Consider the following 22,247-nt stretch of genomic DNA (forward strand, 5'->3'; position numbering starts at 1 on the left):
AGGGTAGTTCGGCAGACTGTGGTTTTCTTGCAGCAGGCGCAGGCGTACGTGATTCTGACAGGTGACTGTAGTTCAGACGTTTGCCCTTCCCATCTCGCCCCCGGGCCGTGCCGCCCCCGGGCCGTGCCGCCCCCGGGCCGTGCCGCCCCCGGGCCGTGCCGCGCCGCGCCGTGTGCGCCGCAAGATCGCGCTCGAACCAGGATGTAGTGGCCTCGACGTTTGGGGATGCCACTACATCCAGGATCGAGCGCGATCTTGGCGTGCGGCGAGATCATTGAGAAAGATCCCCGCAGCATCAGGGATGTTGCTGCCTCCTGCGCGCCTGAGGCAGCAGCAACCGAGAACTTGCTCGGGGTGCGGGGTGCGGGTCAGCGGTCTGGGCGGGCGGCGGCGCTGAACAGGTGTACGGCAAGGTCGGCGAGGGCCGTGGCGGTCTGCTCGATCGGTTCGCGGGCAAGCACGATGTGGCTGACCACCAGGCGGACGATGGTGTCGGCGGCGAAGGCCAGCGCGGCCTGGTCCGCTCCGGGCAGGTGGTCACCGGCCCAGTCGATCAGCGCGCCGGACGCCTCGGTGAGCACCACCTCGGCCCGGGTGGTGAGGTACGGCAGTAGCTCGTCCGAGCCGCCTCGGGCGCTGGTCAGGATGGCCTTGACCAGGGGGTTTTCCGCTGCCGTGGTGAGGGTGTGCGCGATGGCCGCGTACGCGCCGGCCCGTACGTCGGTGCCGTGGGCGAGCAGAGCGGCCCCGACGGCGCCGACGAACCTGTCCACCTCGGCGCGGGCGAGCGCCTCGGCCAGCCCCGCCTTGCTGCCGAACTCGTTGTAGACGGTCTGCCGGCTCACCCCTGCGGCGTTCGCGACGGCGCCCATCCGGACGCCGTCCCATCCGGTCGCGACGGTCAACGCGCGGGCGGCGTCGACGATGCCGGTCCGTACCGGGGTGGGGCCCCTCTGCTCAATCATCGTGGTCGAAGTGTAGGACGGCTCAGCGCACCTCGATCTGGTACTGCGCCTCGACCCAGAACCGCCCGCCGTCGGTGCCACCGAAGCTCAGCTCGTGTCGGCCGGGGCCGGGCGGCGGGATCAGCCCCCACAGCCCCCAGCAGGAGACCGGAACGGACCACGGCCACATGGTGACGACGTTGTTGAAGAAGCCGCGAACCGGGAACGGCTCGGCCGAACCGGCCGGTGTCAGCGCGACCGGGAGTCCGTCGAGCTGCGCGTGCCCGGTCGCGTCGAGGTCGGGCTCGGCCGGGCCGGCCCCGCCGCCGACCTGCCACCAGCAGAACGCCGGGAAGAAGAGCGGCCGTCCGGAGGGAACCACGCAGTGCCGTTGCACAGAGCCACCGTGCGTACCCGCCAGGAACCACACGTCGGCGGGCTGGTGACGCCCGGCGTGCCGGCCGGACGGGTCGGCGATCGGGCTGGTCGGCCGCCGGTGCCGGGCCACCCAGCTCACCCATCTCGCGGCCAGGTCGGCCAGATCGGGGGCCTCGGGCTCGGGGGTGGGAGCCGCTCCGCTGTGCGGATTGAGGAAGGTCATGACGGCAGATGCTAACGATGCCGCGCCCGAGCGCACTGCCCTGACGAGCGGCGCATAGGATGTGCGGTCATGGCACGCGTGCTCACTCCCCGTGCGGAGGATTTCCCCCGCTGGTACCAGGACCTGATCGCCAAGGCGAAGCTGGCCGACAACGGCCCGGTTCGCGGCACCATGGTCATCCGACCGGCCGGCTACGCCATCTGGGAGCGTATGCAGCTCGAGATGGACGCCCGGATCAAGGCGGCGGGTGCGGAGAACGCGTACTTCCCGTTGTTCATCCCCGAGAGCTACCTCAAGCGCGAGGCGCAGCACGTCGAGGGCTTCTCGCCGGAACTGGCGGTCGTCACCCACGGTGGTGGCAAGCCCCTGGCCGAGCCGATCGTGGTGCGCCCCACCAGCGAGACGGTCATCGGCGAGTTCATGGCCAAGTGGATCGACTCGTACCGGGACCTGCCGCTGCTGCTCAACCAGTGGGCGAACGTGGTCCGGTGGGAGCTCCGTCCGCGGATCTTCCTGCGCACCAGCGAGTTCCTCTGGCAGGAGGGGCACACCGCGCACGCCACCCGTGAGGACGCCCGGGCGTACGCGCGGCGGATCCTGCACGAGGCGTACGAGGACCTGATGGTCAACGTGATCGGCATTCCGGTGGTGGTCGGCCTGAAGACGACGCGCGAGCGCTTCGCCGGGGCGACGGCCACGTACACCTGCGAAGGCATGATGGGCGACGGCAAGGCGTTGCAGCTGGGCACCAGCCACGAGCTGGGCCAGAACTTCGCCAAGGCGTTCGACATCAGCTACTCGTCGAAGGAGGGCGGCCGGGAGCACGCCTGGACCACCTCCTGGGGCACGTCCACCCGCATGCTCGGTGGCCTGATCATGGCGCACGGCGACGACAACGGCCTGCGCGTCCCGCCGCGGCTCGCGCCGATCCAGGCGTACGTCATGATCGTCAAGGACGGCGACGGCGTCGGCGAGGCGGCGGCCAAGCTGCGCGACGGCCTGCGCGACGCCGGTGTCCGGGTCGCGCTCGACGACCGGACCGACACCCCGTTCGGCCGCCGGGCCGTCGACGCCGAGCTGCGCGGCTATCCGGTACGCGTCGAGGTCGGCCCCCGTGACCTGGCCGTGGGCAACGCGACGGTGGTGCGTCGCACCGACGGCTCGAAGACCCCGACGCCGGTGGCGGACGTGGTCACCGCTGTGCTGGCCGCCCTGGAGACGGACCAGCAGGTGCTGCACGACCAGGCGCTGGCCAACCGCGAGTCGCGCACTGTGGAGGTCGCCACCCTCGCCGAGGCGATCGAGGCCGCCGCGACCGGCTGGGCCCGGGTGCCGTGGTCGGCGGTCGGCGTGGCCGGCGAGGCGGAGGCGAACGGTCAGGGCGTCACCGTGCGCTGCCTGCTGCGCGCCGACGGTTCGGTACCGGACTCGGAGGACGAGCCGGATCTGATCGCCATCCTCGCCCGCGCCTACTGAGGTGCGGCCGGGCAACCCTGTCGACCGGTTCGCGCCGGGCCGGCTGATCATGCACCGGAACGTACGGCACGGCCGGATCGGGTGGGTCCGGCCGGCCCGCGTGGTCAGCGACGACGATCGAGGGTTGCTGGTCTGGATCGCCCGGGACTCGCCGGTGGCCCACGAGGTGACCGAGGCCGGGCTGGGGATGCGGGCGATGCCGTTCGCCGAGTGGATCTCGTCGACGTACCGGTTGGCCGAGGGGCGTTGGAACGGCCCGCCGCTGCTGAAGTTCCTGCCCACGGGGGCGGCGCACTCCGTCTGGTGGTTCCGGGACGCCGAGGGCCGGTTCGCCCACTGGTACGTCAACCTGGAGGAGCCCGGTGTCCGCTGGGACGACGGCCTGGTGGCCGGCGTCGACGTGGTGGACCAGGACCTGGACGTGGTGGTGTGGCCGGACCGCAGCTGGGAGTGGAAGGACGAGGACGAGTTCGTCGAGCGGCTCGCCTTCGGCGCCGACTACTGGGTGACGGACGAGAAGGCGGTCCGTGCGGAGGGGGAGCGGGTGATCGCGCTCGCCGAGGCCGGTGAGTTCCCGTTCGACGGCACCTGGTGTGACTTCGCGCCCCCGGCACAGTGGGGCGTACCGGACAAACTGCCACCGGGATGGGATCGTCCGCCGGTGCGCTGAGCGGTAGTCCAGGTCACTGACAACGCGGTGTACGGGTCCGATGCGTGCGATCGGCAGCGGGTCTGGCAGAATGGGTCGCTGGTATCCGGCGCGCGTCCGGCGCCCTCTAACCCAGGCGCGTCGCCAGTCCACCGAGTAGTCTCCGGCCCAACCCCACGGGCCCGGTCGGCGCTCACCCATGCACACCGCCCGCCTGGGCCGGTGAGATCGCAACAGGAGCGAAACAACTGTGGCCGTAAAGATCCGGCTCCTGCGGATGGGCAAGATCCGCAACCCGCAGTACCGCATCGTCATCGCTGACTCGCGCACCAAGCGCGACGGCCGGGCGATCGAGTTCGTCGGGATTTACCAGCCCAAGGAAGACCCCTCGATCATCGAGGTCAAGTCGGAGCGGGTCCAGTACTGGCTGTCCGTCGGCGCTCAGCCGAGCGAGGCGGTGCAGCGGCTGCTGGAGCTGACCGGTGACTGGCAGAAGTACAAGGGCCTGCCGGCCCCGCCGCCGCTCCTGGTCGCCCCCGAGCGTGCCGACCGCAAGGCGGCGTACGAGGCTGAGGCGAAGGCCGCCGCCGGGCTCGCCCCGGAGACCCCGGCCAAGCCGGCCAAGAAGGCCGCCAAGGCTGCCGAGGCTCCGAAGACCGAGGCTCCGAAGACCGAGGCTCCGGCCGAGGCTCCGGCCGCCGAGGCGCCGAAGACCGAGGCTCCGGCCGAGGCCCCGGCCGCTGCCGACGCCGGTGAGCAGGCCTGATATGCCACTGCGTCCGGCGTTGGAGCACCTGGTCAAGGGCATCGTCGACCACCCGGACGACGTCCGGGTGCGGTTGGTCGATTCCCGTCGGGGCAAGCGGCTCGAAGTCCGCGTGCACCCCGAGGACCTCGGCACTGTGATCGGGCGGTCCGGCCGGACCGCCAAGGCGCTGCGCCAGGTGATCGGCTCCATCGGCGGCCGCGGGGTCCGCGTCGACATCGTCGACTCGTACTGATGCAGCTCGTCGTCGGCAGGATCGGCAAGCCGCACGGTGTCCGCGGTGAGGTCACCGTGGAAGTGCGGACCGACGAGCCCGAGGCACGGTTCGCCCCCGGCACAGTGCTGCGCACTGAGCCGGGGGCGACACCCCCGCCTGCGCGCAACACTGTGCTGCGCACTGAGCCGGGGGCGACACCCCCTCCATCCAGCGATGAGCCCGGGGTGCAGTTCCGGGTTCCGGCGGAGCTGACCATCGAGGAAGCCCGCTTCCACCAGGGCCGGGTGCTGATCGCGTTCGAGGGCATCCCGGACCGCAACACCGCCGAGGCACTGCGTGGGACGCTGCTCGTGGTGGACAGCGCCGACGTGACCCCACCGGACGACCCGGAGGAGTTCCACGACCACCAGTTGGTCGGGCTGGCCGTGGTGACCCCGGCCGGCGAACGCCTGGGCGAGGTCGCCCGCATCGACCACGCACCCTCGTCCGACCTGCTGGTGCTGCGGCGTCCCGAGGGGCGCACCGCGTTGATCCCGTTCGTCCGGGCGATCGTTTCGGAGGTCGACCTGGCCGGCGGACGTGTGATCGTCGACCCACCAGCCGGACTGCTCGACCTTTAGGACCAGCCCGCATGCGCGTCGACGTCGTGTCGATCTTTCCGGAGTACTTCGCCCCGCTGGACCTGTCGCTGATCGGACGGGCGCGGGCCAACGGCGTACTCCAGCTCGCCGTGCACGACCTGCGGACCTGGACCCACGACGTGCACCGCACTGTCGACGACACCCCCTACGGTGGCGGGCCGGGAATGGTGATGCGCCCCGAGCCGTGGGGTGAGGCACTGGACGCCCTCGCGCCGGTCGACGCCCCGCCGCCGAGGCTGCTGGTGCCGTCGCCGGCCGGTGCCCCGTTCACCCAGGCCATGGCGTACGAGTTGGCGGCCGAGTCGCATCTGCTCTTCGCCTGCGGCCGTTACGAGGGAATCGACCAGCGGGTCCTGGCGCACGCCGCCACCCGGATGCCGGTCACCGAGGTGTCGCTCGGTGACTACGTGCTCTTCGGCGGCGAGGTCGCGGTCCTGGTGATGCTGGAGGCGGTCACCCGGCTGCTGCCCGGGGTGCTGGGCAACGCGGGCTCGTTGGACGAGGAGTCGCACGCGCACGGGCTGCTGGAGGCGCCGATCTACACGAAGCCGCCGAGCTGGCGTGGGCACGACGTGCCGGAGGTGCTCCGCTCCGGTGACCACGGCAAGATCGCCCGCTGGCGGCGCGAGGAGGGTCTGCTGCGGACCGCGGCCCGCCGTCCGGACCTGCTGGCCGCGCTGCCGACCGACCGGCTCGACAAACGGGACATCGCGGCCCTGGACCAGGCCGGATTTCAACCTCCACCGGGGGATGTGGCAAAGTAGGGGGGTTGCCGCAACCGTCCGCGCCCGCGGTCGGCTGCGAGGATCCCCGACCGGGGGTCGGTTCGCCGATCACCACCCGGGAATCAGAATCACCCACCCGCGCACCGAGTGACGGTGCGCCGTGAGCCTTACGAGGACGCAGCGATGAACATCCTGGACGCCCTTGACGCCCAGTCGAAGCGGACCGACCTTCCTGACTTCCGGGCCGGTGACACCGTCAAGGTGCACGCCCGCGTCGTCGAGGGCAACCGGTCCCGTGTCCAGATCTTCCAGGGCGTCGTGATCCGCCGCCAGGGTGACGGTCTGCGCGAGACCTTCTCGGTCCGCAAGGTCAGCTTCGGTGTCGGCGTCGAGCGGACCTACCCGCTCAACGGCCCGGGCATCGACCGGATCGAGGTCGTGACCCGCGGTGACGTGCGTCGCGCCAAGCTCTACTACCTGCGCGAGCTGCGCGGCAAGAAGGCCAAGATCAAGGAGAAGCGGGAGAAGCAGCCCAGCTGACTTCCCGCTCGCCACGCCGCCCGAGCTGCGCGTATGCCGTACCGACCAGAGCGCACTACCCTGGTCGGTACGGGCGCAGCGAGGCGGCGGTCCCGCCCAGGTGGCGGGTAGTTGTCCACTACCGCCCGTGGAGCCTCGACGAGGCTCCCGGGCGGTGGTGTTTTCTGCGGACCGGGGAGTGGCGTGGTGCAGACGCTTGACGAGGACGGCACCGTCGATCCGTGGCGCCGACGGGCTCGCCGCACCCGCCGGCAGATGCCCCTCTGGCAGGAGTTGCCGCTGCTGCTGGTGGTCGCGTTCTGCCTCGCGGTGCTGATCCGCACCTTCCTGCTCCAGGCGTTCTTCATCCCGTCCGGCTCGATGGAGGACACCCTCCTCGTCGGTGACCGGGTGCTGGTCAACAAGGTCGTCTACGACGTTCGCGACCCGCTGCGCGGCGAGGTGGTGGTCTTCCGGGGCACCGACCGCTGGGCGCCGCAGGTCGACGAACAGCCGAAGCCCGGCGTCGCCGGCCGCCTCGCCCGCACCGTCGGCGACCTGGTCGGGGTGAGCCGCCCCGGTGAGAAGGACTTCATCAAGCGGGTGATCGGCCTTCCCGGTGACCGGGTCAAGTGCTGCGACAGTCAGGGCCGGGTGACAGTCAACGGCACCCCGCTCAACGAGTCGTACGTCCTGCGGGACTCACCCCTGGACCTCCCGCCCAACCCGGCGGAGTGTCGCTCCCGGCGCTTCGACGAGATCGTCGTGCCACCCGGTCAGATCTTCGTCATGGGTGACCACCGTGAGGTCTCCCAGGACGCGCGTTGCCAGGGGCCGGTGCCGATCGACAACGTGGTCGGCCGGGCCTTCATGGTGGTCTGGCCGTCGTCGCGGTGGAGCGCGCTGTCGGTGCCGTCCACGTTCGAGGACGTCTCCGGGCCGGCCACGGCGTCACCCACTGCGCCTCCGGCCCGACCGACTCCGCAGGGCGGTGTGCTGCTGATGCTTCCGTTGGCAGCCGCGCTGCGTGGTTCCCGCGCGTTCCGGACGGTGCCGTCCAGCCGGGCAACGTAGGCTCCTTGGCGTGATTGACGAGCAGACCGACAAGCCGCGCAGCTCCTTCTGGAAGGAGCTGCCGATCCTGCTGGGTGTGGCGATCCTGGTCGCGGTGCTGGTCCGCGCCTTCGTGCTGCAGACCTTCTTCATCCCCTCCCCGTCCATGGAAAACACCCTCAAGATCGATGACCGGGTGCTGGTCAACAAGCTGGTCTACGACTTCCGGTCACCGCACCGCGGCGAGGTGATCGTGTTCAAGGCTCCGACCGCGTGGAGCGGCAACCCCGACGGTGAGGACTTCATCAAGCGGGTGATCGGCATCCCCGGCGACCACGTGGTCTGCTGCGACCCGGAAGAACGGCTGATGATCAACGGCAAGTCGCTGGACGAGCCGTACATCTTCTCCCTGGACGGGGTTCGCGACAAGCCCGCCGACCAGGAGTTCGACATCACAGTGCCGGAGGGCCGGCTGTGGGTGATGGGCGACCACCGGTCGGCCTCCGGCGACTCACTGGAGCACTGGCAGCAGTCCCAGCAGAACATCACCGAGGCGACGATCCCCGAAGACGACGTGGTCGGGCGGGCGTTCACCGTCTTCTGGCCGGTCAACCGGGCCACCTGGCTGACGGTGCCCGACGGGTTCGACGGCATTCCCAAGCCGTAGGCCGACGGGGCGTGGGCGATCCGTCGTCGGTCTGGCAGGCTGGTGCGGTGACCGTGAGCGCGAGGAGTGAGCTTGCGAGCCCCGCAGGCGCGAACAGTGGCGATCGTGCCTACACCCCTCGACGCGCGGCCCGCGTGCTGCTCGTCGACGCGGCCGGCCGGGTCCTGCTGTTCGAGGGCTTCGACCCGGCCCGACCCGGGCACCGATACTGGTTCACTCCTGGCGGCGGGCTCGATCCGTCGGAGTCCCCGGCGGCGGGCGCGGCCCGGGAGTTGGCCGAGGAGACCGGCCTGCGGCTCGACCCGGCCGAGTTGGGCGAGCCGGTCTGGTCCGACGCGACCGAGTTCTCCTTCGACGGCGTCTGGTACCGCCAGGAGCAGGATTTCTTCCTCTTCCGGGTGGACTCCTGGCAGGTGGACACCACGGGCTTCAACGACATCGAGCGACGCAGCATCGCCGACCACCGCTGGTGGGTTCCGGACGAGTTGGCCGCCAGCGGTGACCGGTTCTACCCGCCCGAACTGCCCGCCCTGCTGACCCGGCTGGGGCAGTCGACCGCCACCGGCCAGGACGAGGCGTCGTGCTGACCCCGCCGCGCACAGTGGTGCGCCGCGAGGCCGGCCTGTACGCCCTGGAGCGGGCGTTGCAGCGGCGCGGCTTCCGGCACGTGGCCGGCGCCGACGAGGCGGGCCGGGGGGCGTGCGCCGGTCCGCTGGTCGCCGCCGCGGCGGTGCTGCCCGAGGGGCGGCGCGGCGAGATCGAGGGGCTGGCCGACTCGAAGCTGCTCACCCCGGCCAGCCGGGAACGGGTGTACGCGGAGGTCGTCGACCGGGCGCTCGCGTACGCCGTGGTGGTCATCCCGGCCGAGGAGGTCGACGCCCGGGGCCTGCACGTGTGCAACCTGGCCGCGATGCGTCGGGCCCTCGCCTCGCTCACCACCCGCCCGGAGTACGTGCTGACCGACGGCTTCGGCGTGGACGGCCTGGGTGTGCCCGGGCTGGCGGTGTGGAAGGGCGACCGGGTGGCGGCGTGTGTGGCGGCGGCCAGTGTGCTGGCCAAGGTCACCCGGGACCGGCTCATGGTGGAGTTGGACGCGGTGTTCCCGGCGTACGGCTTCGCCGAGCACAAGGGCTACATCACCCCGGAGCACTCGGCGGCGCTGCGGGAGCACGGGCCGTGCCGGGAGCACCGGTTCTCGTACGTCAATGTCGCAGTGGTCTCCGGCCGCGACGGCCGGCCGCCGCGCGCTCGACGGCCCGGCGGCAACGGCTCGGATGAGCCGATGGAGCGCTCGTGGGCGTCAGGGGGTACCGTCGGCGTGGCGTTGGGCGAGCAGCCTCGGCCTCCGACGCCGGTGGGGGAAGATGTGGCCATGGAAGGCGGAGTGCGATGAGCGCGGAAGATCTCGAAAAGTACGAGACCGAGATGGAGCTGCAGCTCTACCGGGAGTACCGCGACATTGTCCGCCAATTCTCCTACGTGGTGGAGACGGAGCGCCGGTTCTACCTGGCCAACCAGGTCGACCTGCACGTGCGTAACTCCGACGGCGAGGTCTACTTCGAGGTCGAGATGCACGACGCCTGGGTGTGGGACATGTACCGTCCTGCCCGCTTCGTGAAGAACGTCCGGGTGATGACCTTCAAGGACGTCAACGTCGAAGAGCTGGAGAAGCCCGACATCTCACTGCCCGCCGACTCCGGCTTCGGCGGCTGAGCGCACCCGAGTCGCCGGGCCGTGCCACGGGCCCCCCACCCGTGGCCTGACACCCACCGCCGATCACTCGGCCGGCACCACGACCTCGACCCGCTGCACCATGTTGTTGGCGAAGCCGCCACGGTTCCACTGCGGCTCGACCGGCTGGGTCCGCCCGGACGCGTCGGTAGCCCGCGCGCCGAGCACGTACCGGCCGGGGGTGACGACCCACTCGTGCCGCCAGCGCCGCCAGGCGAAATCTCCCGCGCCCGTCGGGTCCAGCTCGGCCGCCGCCCAGCTCTCCCCACCGTCGGTGGTCACCTCCACGGCGACCACCGGGGCGTGCCCCGACCAGGCCCGACCATCCAGGGTGCACGGGCCGGGCCGCAGCACCCGACGGCGGGACATGAAGTCGGGGAAGCCGGGCGGGCGGACCAGCGCACGCGGCTCGATCCGCGTCACCGGCACGCCCGGGTCGTCGGCGTCGCGGCGCACCCGGTAGGCCACAGCGTTCTGGTACCCCTCGAACGGCTCGGTCCGCAGCTCGATGGAGTGGACCCACTTCACGTGCGCCATGCCGTACCAGCCCGGCACGATCAGCCGCAGCGGTGCGCCGTGCTGCGGCAGCAGGGGAGCGCCGTTCATCTCGTACGCCAGCAGCACCTCCTCGCGCAGCGCGTCGGCGACCGGAAGGGCCCGCTGGTAGTCCTGCTCGATCCCGCGCTCCACACCGTGGTCGGCGCCGGTGAAGACCACGTCCACCGCGTCCGGGTCGACACCCGCCTCCCGCAGCAGCGGAGCGAGGGGGGTGCCGGTCCACTCCGCGTTGCCCACCGCCTCGACCAGCCACGGCTGGCTTACCGGCCGGGGGTGCAGCAGGGCCCGCCCGTTGCCGGCGCACTCCAGTGTCACCTGCCGGGTGACCCGGGGCCGCTCGCGCAGGTCGGCGAGGGTGACAGTCAACGGCCGGTCCACCGCGCCGCCGATGGTCAGCGTGTGCGTCGCCGGGTCGAGCGCCGGGATGTCGTAGTGGATCAGCAGGTAGTGCAGCCCGGCCGGGGTGACGTCGTAGCGCAGCGCCTCCAGCGGGATGCCGTGGTTGCGGGCCGCGAGCTGCAACTCCTCGGCGCTGATCGTCTCGTCCGGCTCCGCGAGCCGGGACGGGGCGCTCACGTCGGCCACCGTCGGCCCGGCGGTGGACGGCGTCCGGTCATCGAGAGTGGTCATGAGGGCCTCCCCGGTACAGACGGCGGGACCCGCCGTACGCGGCCCAGCCTAGGCCCTTCGTGGCGGCCCGAAAACGGCACCGGAGGTACGGCGGCGTGCGCGCGACCGGCCGTGGGCAGCGGCCCGCCGTCGGGGGCATAGCAGATCATCGAAGCCGTTGGGTGGTCGTCCACAGCACCTCCGGTTGTCCACAGATGCGTCGACCGGGCTGGTGGACGACCCGGCGTCGGCCGGAGGCTGCCGTCATGCGACAGCCATCCGTCCGTTCGATCCGCCGCACGCTGCTGCTCTGGGCCGCGCTTCCGCTCGCACTGACAGTGCAGCTCTGCGGGCTGGCGGTGCTGGTCGCGGCGGTGCCCGGCCAACCACCGACACCGACAGTGCCGGTCGCGGCCCTGGCGGAGCCGGTCGCCGCCCCGGCGCCCACCGGGCGGTTCCGCTGGCCGCTCGACGGGCCGCCCCGCCCGGTGCGCCGGTTCGACAGGCCGCCGCGACCGTGGCTGCCCGGCCACCGCGGCGTCGACCTGGCCGCCCCGGCCGCAGCTGTGGTCCGCAGCGCCGGGCCGGGCACCGTGCTCTTCGCCGGCCTGGTGGCCGGTCGACCGGTGGTCACAGTGGGGCACGCCGACGGGCTGCGGACCACCCACGAGCCGGTCCAACCCGCCGTGCGCCCCGGCCAGCCGGTCACCGCCGGCTCGCCGCTGGGCGCGCTGCTGCCCGGGCATCATGGGTGCCCGGCCGAGGCGTGCCTGCACTGGGGCCTGCGCCGGGGCGACGAGTATCTCGACCCGCTGGCCCTGCTCGGCCTCGGCCCGGTGCGCCTGCTCCCGGTCGGTCCGGTCCCGGTGGCCGCTCCCGGCCGTCCGGTCAGCGCTGGGCGAGCAGTGCCGGCAGCCGCGCGGCCAACCGCTCGTACTCGTCGGCGGCGTTGTAGACCTGGCCGGTGAGCCGCAGCCACCCCCGGCCGCTCCAACTCATCACCGCCACCTCCGCGGCGAGCCGCTCACCGATCCGCGCCTGCAACGCCCGCGCCGCGTCGATAGTGGTGCCCGTACCGGCCGGCAGCGGAATGAGGCGCAGCGCCACCCCCGGTCCGCCGGGGTCGGGCAGGTCGGCGGGGGCCACCCCCAGGGCGTCCCCCACCACCCGCTGGCCGTACGCGGCGAGCGCGGCGTTGTGCGCCCGCACCCGCTCGACGCCGAGACTGCGCATCGTGAACAGACCCGCCGGAGCCGCCAGCCAGGGCGTGTAGTCGAGCGTCGCCTGCCACTCGAGCCGGGCCGGGAAACCCGACTCCTGCTCCCAGGACACCACCAGCGGCTCGATCCGGTCCCGCCACTGCGGTGCCACCGTCAGCAGGGCGGTCCCGCGCGGGGCGTACGCCCACTTGTGCAGGTTGCCCACCCAGAAGTCCGCGCCGATGCTGGCCACCGGGGTCGGCAGCATCCCCGGGGCGTGCGCCGCGTCCACCAGGACCGGCACGCCGTGTTCGCGGGCCACCCCGACGATGGCGGCGGTCGGAAAGAGCTTGGCGGTGGCCGAGGTCAGCTGGTCGACGACGAGCAGCCGGGTCCGCCCGGGGCGCAGGCCAGCGCGGATGGTCTGCACGATCTGCTCGTCGGTGGCGGCCAGGGGGATCGGCAGGACCCGGCTGACCGCGCCGGTGCGGCGGCACTCGCGCTGGATCGCCAGACTCACCGCCCCGTACCCGTGGTCGGTGCTCAGCACCTCGTCGCCGGCCTTCAGGCCAACCGACTGGAGGACCACCGCGACGCCGGTGGTGGTGTTGCCCACCAGGGCGCTGCCGTCCGGGTCGGCGCCCAGGAACCCGGCGAGGTGCCGGCGGGTGTGCGCTATCCGGTCGACCAGCCCCTGGGTGAAGAAGCGCAGCGGGTTCGCCTCCATCTCGTCGCGCAGCCGCTGCTGGGCGCGCTGCACGCCGATCGGCACCGCGCCGAACGAGCCGTGGTTGAGGTGGCTGACCGCCGGGTCCAGGGAGAAGAGCAGGCGGGCGCCCGGGATCGGCTCAGGAGGATTCGGGACGCTCACTTGATGATCGTAACCGCCACGCTCGCGTGCTCTCCGGCCCTTGATCAGGCGCGCGCGTGCGTGCCTTGCGGCCCGTGATCAGGCGCGCGGGTGCGCCTGCCGGTACGCGGCACGCAGCCGCTCGACCGAGACGTGGGTGTAGATCTGCGTACTCGCCAGCGACGAGTGGCCGAGCAACTCCTGCACGGCGCGCAGGTCCGCGCCACCCTCCAGGAGGTGGGTGGCCGCGGAGTGGCGCAGATCGTGCGGGCTGGTCCGCGGCAGCCCGGCGGTCTCGGCGTACGCACCGACGATCTGACGCGCGGTCGTCGGGTTGAGCCGACCACCCCGGGCACCCAGCAGCAGCGCGTCGCCGGAGCGGGCACCCACCATCGCCGGGCGGCCCCGGCGCAGCCAGTCGTCAAGCGCCCGCTGGGCGGGCAACCCGTACGGCACCGAGCGTTCCCGCCCGCCCTTGCCGAACACCCGGATCACCCGCCGACCGTGGTCGACATCCCCGACGTCCAACCCGCACGCCTCACTGACCCGTACGCCGGTGGCGTAGAGCAGCTCCAGCAGCACCCGGTCCCGCAGCGGCACCGCCTCGGCCGCTGCGCTCGGGCCCGACTCCACTGGCGGGTTGGTGGGTGGCGCCTGCCGGGACGGTGCCTCGACCAGAGCGGCGGCCTGGTCGGCGCGCAGCACGCTGGGCAGTTCCCGGTGCGCGCGAGGGCTGGCCAGCGCGGCGCCCACGTCGGCGGGGAGCAGCCCGGCCCGGTGGGCCCAGGCGCTGAATGCCCGCGCCGACGCGGCCCGCCGGGCCAACGACGTGCGGGCCGCACCCGTGGTGCGCTGCTTCGCCAGCCAACTGCGCAGCACCGACAGGTCCAGCTCGGCGAGGTCGACGCAGCCCATTCGGACGGCGTGGTCGAGCAGCGAGACGAGATCGGTGACGTACGCGCGGACGGTGTGCGCGGACCGGTTACGAACCCGGGACAGGTGCTCGGCGAAGTCGTCGACAGCGTCACGCAACGCTGGTGGCAGCGCCTGGTGCATGGCCCGGGTGCCCCGGTCGGGCCGGCTCATCGTGGTCGCGCCGGCGTGCCGTCGGCCCCGGCACTCTCGATCACAGCTGGCACGGCATCAGCCTACGGCCGGGGTGCCTACGCCACCGGACCTGACGGAGCCGGTGTCCACCCGAACTATCGGCGGTTGCTCTTCTTGACGAGGAACACGACCAAGCCGACAACGAGCACGGCGGTCACGACGAGACAGCAGAGCACGCTGATGTGCCACGGCTTGATTGCACCCATGACCGGGCACGGTACCGGCAGTGTCGGCTGGCCGGGGCCCCGAGCGCGAGAGGTGCGGGCATCCGGGAGACCATCCCGGGCGGGCGGCGGTGACGCGCCCGCTCAGGTAACAGGTCGACCGGACGTCTCCGCCGCCGCACGCGTGTGTTTGGCGGGTGGGGCGAGGGCGTAGCCGTCGTCGCGACGGACCACCATGGACAGTTCCTCCAGCAGCGACAGCTTGCGCAACGCGGTCCGTACGTCGACGCCGGCGCGCGAGGAGAGCCGGTCCACGCCCATCGCGCCTCGGCGGGGCAGCGCCTCCAGCAGCGACTGCGCGTCGTCGTCCAGCGCGTCGGTGGCCCGCTGCGGTCCACGCGCCAGAGGGGCCAGGTCGGCGCCGATCCGACCTACCTCCTCCAGCACGTGCGCGACCCCGGTGACCAGCCGGGCCTTGGCGTGCTCGCGCAGGAACTCGTGGGCGCCGACGGACATCGCCGAGGTCACCGGCCCCGGCACCACCATTGCCACCCGATTGCTGTGGATGGCTCGCCGCGCGGTCTGCGTCGCGCCACTGCGCGCCGACGCCTCCACCACGACGGTGCCCCGGGTGCCTGCGGCGATCACCCGGTTGCGGATCAGGAACCGGGGCCGCAGCGGCTCGGCACCGGGCGGCCACTCGCTGACCAGCAGCCCCGTCTCGGCGATCCGGTCGAAGAGCGCGGCGTTGCCCATCGGGTACGGCCGGTCGAGCCCGCAGGCGAGCACCGCGACGGTCAGACCGCCCGCGGTGAGGGCGCCCCGGTGGGCGGCGGCGTCGATGCCGAACGCGCCACCGGACACGACCGTCCAGTCCCGCTCCGCCAAGCCGTACCCCAGCTCGGTCGCGACGTGCTGCCCGTAGCCGGTGGCCGCCCGCGCTCCCACCACGGCCACCGAGCGATCCAGCGCCTCGCCGAGCGGCCAGCTCCCGCGTACCCAGAAGCAGAGCGGCGGGGCGGTCTCACCGTCGACCCGGCGGCTGACGTCCGGCAGCCGCAACGCGGCCAGGCTGGCGACCTGGGCCGGCCACTCCTCGTCGTCCGGCGTGACCAGCCGGGCACCCAGTCGGTCCGCCCGCGCCAGGGCCTCCGCGGCCACCGCCCGTGCGTCGCCGGCCGCCGAGCGTGCGGCGACGGTGGTGTGCAGCCAGCCGTCCGGGCTGCCGCCGTCGAGCAGCAGATCCAGGGTCGCCACCGGGCCGTGCCGTTCGACCAGGTGATAGACCGCGCGCGTGCCCGGCTCCGCCAGCCAGGTCAGGGCGACCCGGGCCAGCCTGCGTTCCTCCTCGGCGCTCACGTCGCCTCCCCCGTCCGTAGTTGAAGCGCTTCCCGGACGTCATCTCGATCAGGTCGGTCGCGACCGTCCAGATCGGCGATGGTCCAGGCCATCCGGATCACCCGGTCGAAGCCGCGCGCCGACAGCGAGCCGGAGTCGAGCCGGCCCCGCAGCTCCACTGTGACCTGGGCCGGCAGCCGCCACGGCGGTCGGCGCAGGTGCGGCCCTTCCACCTCGGCGTTGAGTCGCCGATCGAGGCCGGCCCAGCGGGTGGCCGCCGCCTGCCGGGCCGCCGCCACCCGGGCGGCGACCGTCGCCGAAGGCTCGACGTCACCGTCGGTCGCCATCAGCTCGGCCGCCCGCACCGGCATCAGCCGCACCTGGACGTCGATCCGGTCCAGCAGCGGCCCGGAGAGCCTGCTCAGGTAGCGGCGGCGAACCAGCGGCGAACACTCGCAGTGCGCATCGCCGGCCGGTTTCGCGCACGGACACGGGTTGGCCGCCAGCACCAACTGGGTGCGAGCCGGGTACACGGTGCCACCCCCGCTGCGGTTCAGCTGGATGCGGCCGTGCTCCAGCGGCTGGCGCAGCGCCTCCAGCGCGCCCTTGCTGAATTCGGGAGCCTCATCCAGGAAGAGCACTCCGCGATGCGCCAGCGACACCGCGCCGGGTCGGGCCAGCCCCGAGCCGCCCCCGACCAGCGACGGCACTGTCGCGGTGTGGTGCGGCGCCTGGAACGGCGGGCGACGCAGCAGCCGACCGCCCGGCGGCAGCAGCCCGGCGACCGAGTGCAGTGCGGTCACCTCCAGCGCCGCGTCGTCGTCCAGCTCGGGCAGGATCGACGGCAGCCGTTCCGCGAGCATCGTCTTGCCGGCGCCCGGAGGGCCGAGCAGCGCCAGGTGGTGCCCGCCGGCCGCGGCGACCTCCAGGGCGCGCCGCCCCATCTGCTGCCCGGCGACCTCGGCGAGATCCGGTCCACCGACCACCGGTGCCGGGATGTCCGCCGGTGGCTCGATCAGCGGGGTCCCGTCCCGGACGAAGGCGACCAGCCGGTGCAGGCTGTCCACCGCTCGCACCCGTACCCCGGGTATGACGGCGGCCTCGGCGGCGTTGCCGACCGGGACGATCACCCGCGCGACGCCGGCCTGGGCCGCGGCGGCGACCATCGGGAGCACGCCGCGCACCGGCCGGACCGTCCCGTCGAGCCCCAGCTCGCCGAGGACCACCACCCCCTCCAGGGGGAGCAGCGGCAACTCACCCGAACCACCCAGCAGCGCCGCGGCGATGGCCAGATCGAAGGCTGAACCGAACTTCGGCAGCGTGGCGGGCAGCAGGTTGAGGGTGATCCGCCGGTTGGGCCAGCGCTGGCCGGAGTTGACCACGGCGGCACGGACCCGGTCGCGGGCCTCGTGCAGGGCGGTGTCCGGCAGCCCGGAGATCACCACCGCCGGCAGGCCCGCGGCCAGGTCGGCCTCCACTTCGACGAGGTGGCCGGTCACTCCGACCAGGCCCACACAGAGCACCTTCGCGTAGCTCACGGCGTGTCACCGATCCTCCGGGTACGCATGTCAGAACGCGCCCTTGAGGTGCTCGACCTGCGCCGGACCGGCGTCGGGCAACCGCACCGACAGCACGTCGAAACGCACCTCCTCGGCTGTCGTACCGGTCTCGGTCAGCCACCGTGCGGCGAGCCCTCGCAGCCGGCGCGCCTTGGCCGGCACTACCGCCTCGGCCGGGGTGCCGAAGCCCTCACCCCGGCGGGTCTTCACCTCACAGAAGGCGAGCACCGGCCCGTCCCACGCGATGATGTCGATCTCCCCGGCCGGGCAGCGCCAGTTGCGGGCGATCGGGCGCAGCCCCGCCTCGGTCAGGTGCCGAGCCGCGCATTGCTCGCCGTACGCGCCAACCGCCTGGTTCCGCTTCGTCATGGCCGGCACCGTGCCCGCCGACGGGCGGCCGCCGCGACCCGGCGGGGGTCCAGCTGTGGACAACAGGGGTGCTGTGGACAGTCGGACGATCATGCCCGAGCTGTGCTACGGCGTGACTCGTGTCCCCGCTGCCCGGGCAATCGGCTTCGCGGCCGGCCGGGCTGAAATGGCGCGGGCGTGGCCGGTCGCATACGGTGCCTGACGTGGACGGACGACGGAGTTTTCCGGAAGATCAGGAGTCGCGCTGGTACCCCGACGAGCGGGGTCGCGGTTACGGCGAGTCGGAGTGGCGCGGCGCGGGTGAACAGCGGTACCGGGACAGCGAGATTCCCGAGCAGCGTGGCGCGGAAGACGGCCGTTCCGTCGAGGACACCGGCGTCGGCCGCCGCCGCGAGCCGGACTCGGGACGCTTCGGCGCCGTCGACGCCGGCCGCTTCGGTACTCCCGAGTCGGACTCGGGTCGTCTGAGCGCGGTGGACGTGGGCCGCTTCGGTACGCCGGAATCGGACTCGGGTCGCTTCGGTGCCCTCGACGATCAGACCGGTCGGTTCGGGGCGAGCGAGGCTGATTCGGGACGTTTCGGCGCTGTCGACCCGTTGGGTGCCGCACGGCCGGAAGCCGACGGTTACCGGGCCACCCGCTCACGGCGCGCGGACCGGGACCCCTCGGAGACCTCCGGTGAGCTGCCGGGTCGCCGGGCCGCCCGCGAGACGACCACGGCGGGCTCCCCGCTGACCGGCGTCGCGCCGGAGACCGCCCGCGACAGCACGTCGACAACGCCGGCCAGCGTGCTCGCTGACCAGGCTCGTCCCGCTCCGCTCGCCGGGTACCCGATCGTCGAGCCGACCCGGGGCGGCGGCGACACGCCGCACCCGCTGGAGATGCCGACCGGCCCGATGCCGGGGATCGGCCCGCGACCCGACCTGCCCGCGGGCGAGCCGCCGGTGTATCCGCCGGCCGCCGATGGCGTCTATCGGACCCGTCGACCGGTGCTGGCCGTACTCTTCGCACTGCTGGTGTTGGTCTTCGAGGTCCCCGCGTTGCGGGTGCTGCTGGCGGGCGTGACCGGCGACCCGGTGGATGCCGGGAACGTGGTGGTGGGTATCGCCCTGGTCGCCGGACTGCCGATCTTCGCGACCGGGCTGTACGGGCTCCGAACCGGAGGTCTGGCGCTCGCCGACAACGGTCGGGGCTGGCTGCGCCCACCGACGGCCTACCTGACCGTCGGCCTGGTGCTCTTCGTAGCCGCCGCGCTCGCCGCCGGCTGAACCGGCCCGACCCGCCACCGGCCTGGCGTGCGCTGATGATTCGGACAACAACCAGGAAACAGTGGCCTCCGGCGACGCGGGGGCCACTGTTTCCAGGAAACAGCGCGATCTTCCCAAGCACGTCGAGCCCCGGAGCCCCGGAGACCGGATCAGCACCTCCGCGCACCCCGGGGCGGCTGAAGGGGCGAGGGGCGTACACTGGCCAACTGGCGACCGCCTCGTGCGGTCGACCTCGCGCGCCCTCTTCACGAATCGTCGTGGAGCGACGGCCTCCCTGGTCCCGATCTTGATCGGGTCCACCATGGGTCGGCGACCAGGCGCCAGGACGCCCGGCCACCGGCCGGGCGTGACAACCAGGGACCTTGAGGAGTACCCCAACCATGGCCGTCGTGACCATGCGTCAGCTGCTGGAGAGCGGTGTCCACTTCGGGCACCAGACCCGGCGCTGGAACCCGAAGATGAAGCGCTTCATCATGACCGAGCGCAACGGCATCTACATCATCGACCTGCGCCAGACCCTCGAGTACATCGAGAAGGCGTACGAGTTCGTGCGTGGGACCGTCGCCGAGGGTGGCAGCATCCTGTTCGTCGGCACCAAGAAGCAGGCCCAGGAGGCGATTGCCGAGCAGGCGACCCGGGTCGGCCAGCCGTACGTCAACCACCGCTGGCTCGGTGGCATGCTGACCAACTTCCAGACCGTGTACAAGCGGCTCCAGCGGATGAAGGAGCTGGAGGGCCTGGGTGACCTCAGCGGCACCGCCGCCGGTTACACCAAGAAGGAGACGCTGCAGCTCTCCCGCGAGAAGATCAAGCTGACCCGCACCCTCGGTGGTCTGCGGGACATGCAGAAGCTTCCCGCCGCGGTCTGGATCGTCGACACCAAGAAGGAGCACATCGCCGTCGACGAGGCCCGCAAGCTGGGCATCCCGGTGATCGCGGTGCTGGACACCAACTGTGACCCGGACGAGGTCGACTTCCCGATCCCGGGTAACGACGACGCGATCCGCTCGGCGGAGCTGCTGACCAAGGTCGTCGCCGCCGCCGTCGCGGATGGTCTGATCGCGCGTTCCGGCCGTCGCCGGGGCAACGACGAGAAGCCCGAGGGTGTCGCGAGCGACGAGCCGCTGACCGAGTGGGAGCGCGAGCTGCTCGAGCCGAAGAAGGCCGACGAGTCGGCCGCTCCGGCCGCCCCGGCCGCCCCGGCCGAGCAGCCCGCCGCTGCCGCCACCGAGCAGCCCGCCACCACCCCGGAGCAGCCGGCGCAGGCCGCCACCGAGCAGCCGGCGGCCGCCACCGCGGAGTGATCGCACCGTCGCTGCCCCGCCGTCCGTTTTCGCGAACGGCGGGCAGCGACGGTACGCCGGGCACGATCCGCCCGGATCCGGGTAACCGGCACCTCTGACCATCCACACGCCGTCTCAACACCGAAGAGAGAGCCATGTCCCAAATCACCGCCGCGGACGTCAAGAAGCTCCGCGACCTCACCGGCGCCGGCATGATGGACAGCAAGAAGGCGCTGACCGAGGCCGAGGGCGACTTCGACAAGGCCGTCGAGATCCTGCGCGTCAAGGGCGCCAAGGACGTCGGCAAGCGGGCCGGCCGTACGGCCGCGAACGGCCTGGTCGCCCACTCCGGCAAGGCGCTGCTCGAGCTCAACTGCGAGACCGACTTCGTCGCCAAGACCGAGTCGTTCATCGCGCTGGGCCAGCAGCTGGTCGAGCACGGTGAGCGCGCCGGCGTGAACTCCGCCGAGGAGCTGCTCGCCTCCGAGCTCGACGGCAAGGTCATCGCGGACCTGATCCAGGAGCAGTCCGCCAAGATCGGCGAGAAGCTGGTGCTCAACCGGTTCGCCCGGGTCGAGGGCACCACCGCCGTCTACCTGCACCGCAAGGCCCAGGACCTGCCGCCGGCCGTTGGCGTGCTGGTGTCGTACACCGGCAAGACCGACGAGGCCGGCGACGCCGACGCCCGTGGTGTGGCCATGCAGATCGCCGCGATGCGGCCGAAGTACCTCACCCGGGACGAGGTTCCGGCTGAGGTCGTCGAGTCCGAGCGGCGCATCGCCGAGCAGACCGCCCGCGAGGAGAACAAGCCCGAGGCGGCCCTGCCGAAGATCATCGAGGGTCGGGTCAACTCCTTCTTCAAGGACTTCGTCCTGATCGAGCAGTCGTCCGTCTCTGACAACAAGAAGTCGGTGAAGCAGCTGCTGGCCGAGGCCGGCATCGAGGTCACCCGCTTCGTGCGGTTCGAGGTCGGCCAGGCCTGAGCCGTCACCGGGCGCCACGCGCGCCCGTGGGCAGAAGACGTCAACGAGGAGGCCGCCGGTGTACGTGACAGGCACCGCGGCCTCCTCGTCACATAGGGTCGGCAGCGGCAGGTTCGCGGTACGCGCCGCACGGGGCGTGCGCGTGGGGAAGGGCGGGGCGGATGACGCAGGTTGTGAGTGACCGGACGCTGGAGCTGGACGATCCGACGGCACCGCCGCCTGGGCGTGCCCGCCGGGTGGTGCTGAAGCTCTCCGGTGAGGTCTTCGGTGGCGGCGCGATCGGCGTCGACCCGGACGTCGTCCAGGCCATCGCCCGGCAGATCGCCACAGTGGTCCGCCGCGGCGTGCAGGTCTCCGTGGTGGTCGGCGGAGGCAACTTCTTCCGCGGCGCGGAGCTGCAGAAGCGTGGGATGGACCGGGCCCGCGCCGACTACATGGGCATGCTCGGCACCGTGATGAACTGCCTCGCGCTCCAGGACTTCCTGGAGAAGGAGGGCATCGAGACCCGTGTGCAGAGCGCCATCACGATGGCCCAGGTCGCCGAGCCGTACATCCCGCTGCGGGCCATCCGGCACCTGGAGAAGGGCCGCGTGGTCATCTTCGGCGCCGGCGCCGGGATGCCGTACTTCTCCACCGACACCGTGGCCGCCCAGCGGGCGCTGGAGATCCGGGCCGACGTGGTGCTGATGAGCAAGAACGGCGTGGACGGCGTCTACACCGCCGACCCGCGGATCGACCCCACCGCCAGCAAGCTCGACTCGATCACCTTCTCCGAGGCGCTGCGCCGCAACCTGCGGGTGGCCGACGCGGCGGCGTTCAGCCTCTGCATGGAGAACGGCCTGCCGATGCTGGTCTTTGGCGCGCAGGGTGACGACACCATCATCCGCGCGGTGGGTGGCGACAAGATCGGCACCCTGATCACCGCCTGAGTCCCGCCGACCGGCGACGACGACAGCGGTCTGACGACTTTC

General features: G+C 72.3%; 24 protein-coding genes and 1 pseudogene. 17 read left to right on the forward strand and 8 right to left on the reverse strand.

Annotation, left to right across the window (positions count from 1 at the left end; all coding sequences use genetic code 11):
• Positions 1 to 368: 368 nt before the first annotated feature.
• Positions 369 to 965: a TetR/AcrR family transcriptional regulator gene (locus NIE79_RS19560; protein WP_238679934.1), complete on the reverse strand. Its 597-nt coding sequence runs from the start codon at positions 963 to 965 to the stop codon at positions 369 to 371.
• 22 nt (positions 966 to 987) lie between these two features.
• The gene (locus NIE79_RS19565) at positions 988 to 1,545 is read right to left on the reverse strand and encodes a hypothetical protein (protein WP_238679935.1); all 558 of its coding nucleotides are present in this window, start codon (positions 1,543 to 1,545) and stop codon (positions 988 to 990) included.
• A gap of 69 nt (positions 1,546 to 1,614) precedes the next feature.
• On the opposite strand from NIE79_RS19565, the gene proS reads away from it, so the two are divergent.
• The 12 genes from proS to NIE79_RS19625 all read left to right on the forward strand — a co-directional run bounded on the left by proS (position 1,615) and on the right by NIE79_RS19625 (position 9,971).
• Positions 1,615 to 3,021: a proline--tRNA ligase gene (gene proS, locus NIE79_RS19570; protein ID WP_238679936.1), complete on the forward strand. Its 1,407-nt coding sequence runs from the start codon at positions 1,615 to 1,617 to the stop codon at positions 3,019 to 3,021.
• A gap of 49 nt (positions 3,022 to 3,070) precedes the next feature.
• Positions 3,071 to 3,691: a ribonuclease FAU-1 family protein gene (locus NIE79_RS19575; protein WP_238679985.1), complete on the forward strand. Its 621-nt coding sequence runs from the start codon at positions 3,071 to 3,073 to the stop codon at positions 3,689 to 3,691.
• Positions 3,692 to 3,920: 229 nt separating this feature from the next.
• The gene (gene rpsP, locus NIE79_RS19580) at positions 3,921 to 4,436 is read left to right on the forward strand and encodes a 30S ribosomal protein S16 (protein ID WP_238679937.1); all 516 of its coding nucleotides are present in this window, start codon (positions 3,921 to 3,923) and stop codon (positions 4,434 to 4,436) included.
• Entirely contained in the window at positions 4,411 to 4,671 is a 261-nt protein-coding gene (locus NIE79_RS19585; protein WP_186718042.1) for an RNA-binding protein, read from the forward strand. Before rpsP ends, NIE79_RS19585 begins: the two co-directional genes overlap by 26 nt.
• Complete coding sequence (rimM, locus tag NIE79_RS19590; RefSeq protein ID WP_238679938.1) at positions 4,671 to 5,273, forward strand: ribosome maturation factor RimM; 603 nt, start codon at positions 4,671 to 4,673, stop codon at positions 5,271 to 5,273. The genes NIE79_RS19585 and rimM overlap by 1 nt, the downstream gene beginning before the upstream one ends.
• A gap of 11 nt (positions 5,274 to 5,284) precedes the next feature.
• Positions 5,285 to 6,058, forward strand: a complete 774-nt coding sequence (gene trmD / locus NIE79_RS19595; RefSeq protein ID WP_238679939.1) for a tRNA (guanosine(37)-N1)-methyltransferase TrmD — start codon at positions 5,285 to 5,287, stop codon at positions 6,056 to 6,058.
• Between the two features lie 144 nt (positions 6,059 to 6,202).
• On the forward strand, positions 6,203 to 6,559 hold the full coding sequence (gene rplS, locus NIE79_RS19600) for a 50S ribosomal protein L19 (protein ID WP_030335223.1): 357 nt from the start codon (positions 6,203 to 6,205) through the stop codon (positions 6,557 to 6,559).
• Positions 6,560 to 6,742: 183 nt separating this feature from the next.
• Positions 6,743 to 7,612 (forward strand): signal peptidase I, encoded by an 870-nt coding sequence (lepB, locus tag NIE79_RS19605; RefSeq protein ID WP_238679940.1) that lies wholly within the window; start codon positions 6,743 to 6,745, stop codon positions 7,610 to 7,612.
• Between the two features lie 10 nt (positions 7,613 to 7,622).
• Entirely contained in the window at positions 7,623 to 8,258 is a 636-nt protein-coding gene (gene lepB, locus NIE79_RS19610; RefSeq protein ID WP_238679941.1) for a signal peptidase I, read from the forward strand.
• 53 nt (positions 8,259 to 8,311) lie between these two features.
• On the forward strand, positions 8,312 to 8,845 hold the full coding sequence (locus tag NIE79_RS19615) for an NUDIX hydrolase (protein ID WP_308193196.1): 534 nt from the start codon (positions 8,312 to 8,314) through the stop codon (positions 8,843 to 8,845).
• Positions 8,839 to 9,651: a ribonuclease HII gene (locus tag NIE79_RS19620; protein ID WP_238679942.1), complete on the forward strand. Its 813-nt coding sequence runs from the start codon at positions 8,839 to 8,841 to the stop codon at positions 9,649 to 9,651. Before NIE79_RS19615 ends, NIE79_RS19620 begins: the two co-directional genes overlap by 7 nt.
• Positions 9,648 to 9,971: a DUF2469 domain-containing protein gene (locus tag NIE79_RS19625; protein WP_007075222.1), complete on the forward strand. Its 324-nt coding sequence runs from the start codon at positions 9,648 to 9,650 to the stop codon at positions 9,969 to 9,971. The genes NIE79_RS19620 and NIE79_RS19625 overlap by 4 nt, the downstream gene beginning before the upstream one ends.
• Before the next feature lie 63 nt (positions 9,972 to 10,034).
• Here NIE79_RS19625 and NIE79_RS19630 read toward each other — a convergent pair whose 3' ends face one another.
• On the reverse strand, positions 10,035 to 11,177 hold the full coding sequence (locus NIE79_RS19630; RefSeq protein WP_238679943.1) for a sulfite oxidase: 1,143 nt from the start codon (positions 11,175 to 11,177) through the stop codon (positions 10,035 to 10,037).
• A gap of 245 nt (positions 11,178 to 11,422) precedes the next feature.
• Here NIE79_RS19630 and NIE79_RS19635 point away from each other — a divergent pair, with 245 nt between their 5' ends.
• The gene (locus tag NIE79_RS19635; RefSeq protein WP_238679944.1) at positions 11,423 to 12,124 is read left to right on the forward strand and encodes a murein hydrolase activator EnvC family protein; all 702 of its coding nucleotides are present in this window, start codon (positions 11,423 to 11,425) and stop codon (positions 12,122 to 12,124) included.
• Here the strand turns inward: NIE79_RS19635 and NIE79_RS19640 are convergent.
• The 5 genes from NIE79_RS19640 to NIE79_RS19660 form a co-directional block, all read right to left on the reverse strand.
• Positions 12,045 to 13,226: an aminotransferase class V-fold PLP-dependent enzyme gene (locus NIE79_RS19640; protein ID WP_238679945.1), complete on the reverse strand. Its 1,182-nt coding sequence runs from the start codon at positions 13,224 to 13,226 to the stop codon at positions 12,045 to 12,047. The genes NIE79_RS19635 and NIE79_RS19640 overlap by 80 nt on opposite strands.
• Positions 13,227 to 13,304: 78 nt before the next feature.
• Complete coding sequence (locus NIE79_RS19645; RefSeq protein WP_238679946.1) at positions 13,305 to 14,291, reverse strand: tyrosine recombinase XerC; 987 nt, start codon at positions 14,289 to 14,291, stop codon at positions 13,305 to 13,307.
• 329 nt (positions 14,292 to 14,620) lie between these two features.
• On the reverse strand, positions 14,621 to 15,835 hold the full coding sequence (dprA, locus tag NIE79_RS19650; RefSeq protein WP_238679947.1) for a DNA-processing protein DprA: 1,215 nt from the start codon (positions 15,833 to 15,835) through the stop codon (positions 14,621 to 14,623).
• Positions 15,832 to 17,352: a YifB family Mg chelatase-like AAA ATPase gene (locus tag NIE79_RS19655; RefSeq protein ID WP_238679948.1), complete on the reverse strand. Its 1,521-nt coding sequence runs from the start codon at positions 17,350 to 17,352 to the stop codon at positions 15,832 to 15,834. Before NIE79_RS19655 ends, dprA begins: the two co-directional genes overlap by 4 nt.
• Positions 17,353 to 17,382: 30 nt before the next feature.
• On the reverse strand, positions 17,383 to 17,742 hold the full coding sequence (locus NIE79_RS19660; protein WP_238679949.1) for a YraN family protein: 360 nt from the start codon (positions 17,740 to 17,742) through the stop codon (positions 17,383 to 17,385).
• Positions 17,743 to 17,908: 166 nt separating this feature from the next.
• Between NIE79_RS19660 and NIE79_RS19665 the strand changes: the two are divergent.
• The 4 genes and pseudogenes from NIE79_RS19665 to pyrH all read left to right on the forward strand — a co-directional run bounded on the left by NIE79_RS19665 (position 17,909) and on the right by pyrH (position 22,205).
• Positions 17,909 to 19,010, forward strand: a pseudogene (locus tag NIE79_RS19665) (hypothetical protein).
• A 380-nt stretch (positions 19,011 to 19,390) separates the two neighbouring features.
• The gene (gene rpsB, locus NIE79_RS19670; RefSeq protein WP_238679951.1) at positions 19,391 to 20,314 is read left to right on the forward strand and encodes a 30S ribosomal protein S2; all 924 of its coding nucleotides are present in this window, start codon (positions 19,391 to 19,393) and stop codon (positions 20,312 to 20,314) included.
• A gap of 134 nt (positions 20,315 to 20,448) precedes the next feature.
• The gene (gene tsf / locus NIE79_RS19675; protein WP_091400300.1) at positions 20,449 to 21,276 is read left to right on the forward strand and encodes a translation elongation factor Ts; all 828 of its coding nucleotides are present in this window, start codon (positions 20,449 to 20,451) and stop codon (positions 21,274 to 21,276) included.
• A 161-nt stretch (positions 21,277 to 21,437) separates the two neighbouring features.
• Entirely contained in the window at positions 21,438 to 22,205 is a 768-nt protein-coding gene (gene pyrH, locus NIE79_RS19680; RefSeq protein ID WP_030487501.1) for a UMP kinase, read from the forward strand.
• The last annotated feature ends 42 nt before the right edge of the window (positions 22,206 to 22,247 follow it).

Origin of the sequence: Micromonospora trifolii, assembly GCF_022229005.1 — a bacterium.
In the GTDB taxonomy this organism is placed as follows: Bacteria; Actinomycetota; Actinomycetes; order Mycobacteriales; family Micromonosporaceae; genus Micromonospora; species Micromonospora trifolii.

Coding starts and splice junctions, on each gene's coding strand:
- NIE79_RS19560 (WP_238679934.1), bottom strand. CDS start 965: ATGATTGAGCAGAGGGGCCCCACCCCGGTACGGACCGGCATCGTCGAC.
- NIE79_RS19565 (WP_238679935.1), bottom strand. CDS start 1,545: ATGACCTTCCTCAATCCGCACAGCGGAGCGGCTCCCACCCCCGAGCCC.
- proS (WP_238679936.1), top strand. CDS start 1,615: ATGGCACGCGTGCTCACTCCCCGTGCGGAGGATTTCCCCCGCTGGTAC.
- NIE79_RS19575 (WP_238679985.1), top strand. CDS start 3,071: ATGCACCGGAACGTACGGCACGGCCGGATCGGGTGGGTCCGGCCGGCC.
- rimM (WP_238679938.1), top strand. CDS start 4,671: ATGCAGCTCGTCGTCGGCAGGATCGGCAAGCCGCACGGTGTCCGCGGT.
- trmD (WP_238679939.1), top strand. CDS start 5,285: ATGCGCGTCGACGTCGTGTCGATCTTTCCGGAGTACTTCGCCCCGCTG.
- rplS (WP_030335223.1), top strand. CDS start 6,203: ATGAACATCCTGGACGCCCTTGACGCCCAGTCGAAGCGGACCGACCTT.
- NIE79_RS19625 (WP_007075222.1), top strand. CDS start 9,648: ATGAGCGCGGAAGATCTCGAAAAGTACGAGACCGAGATGGAGCTGCAG.
- NIE79_RS19630 (WP_238679943.1), bottom strand. CDS start 11,177: ATGACCACTCTCGATGACCGGACGCCGTCCACCGCCGGGCCGACGGTG.
- NIE79_RS19635 (WP_238679944.1), top strand. CDS start 11,423: ATGCGACAGCCATCCGTCCGTTCGATCCGCCGCACGCTGCTGCTCTGG.
- NIE79_RS19645 (WP_238679946.1), bottom strand. CDS start 14,291: ATGAGCCGGCCCGACCGGGGCACCCGGGCCATGCACCAGGCGCTGCCA.
- NIE79_RS19660 (WP_238679949.1), bottom strand. CDS start 17,742: ATGACGAAGCGGAACCAGGCGGTTGGCGCGTACGGCGAGCAATGCGCG.
- rpsB (WP_238679951.1), top strand. CDS start 19,391: ATGGCCGTCGTGACCATGCGTCAGCTGCTGGAGAGCGGTGTCCACTTC.
- tsf (WP_091400300.1), top strand. CDS start 20,449: ATGTCCCAAATCACCGCCGCGGACGTCAAGAAGCTCCGCGACCTCACC.
- pyrH (WP_030487501.1), top strand. CDS start 21,438: ATGACGCAGGTTGTGAGTGACCGGACGCTGGAGCTGGACGATCCGACG.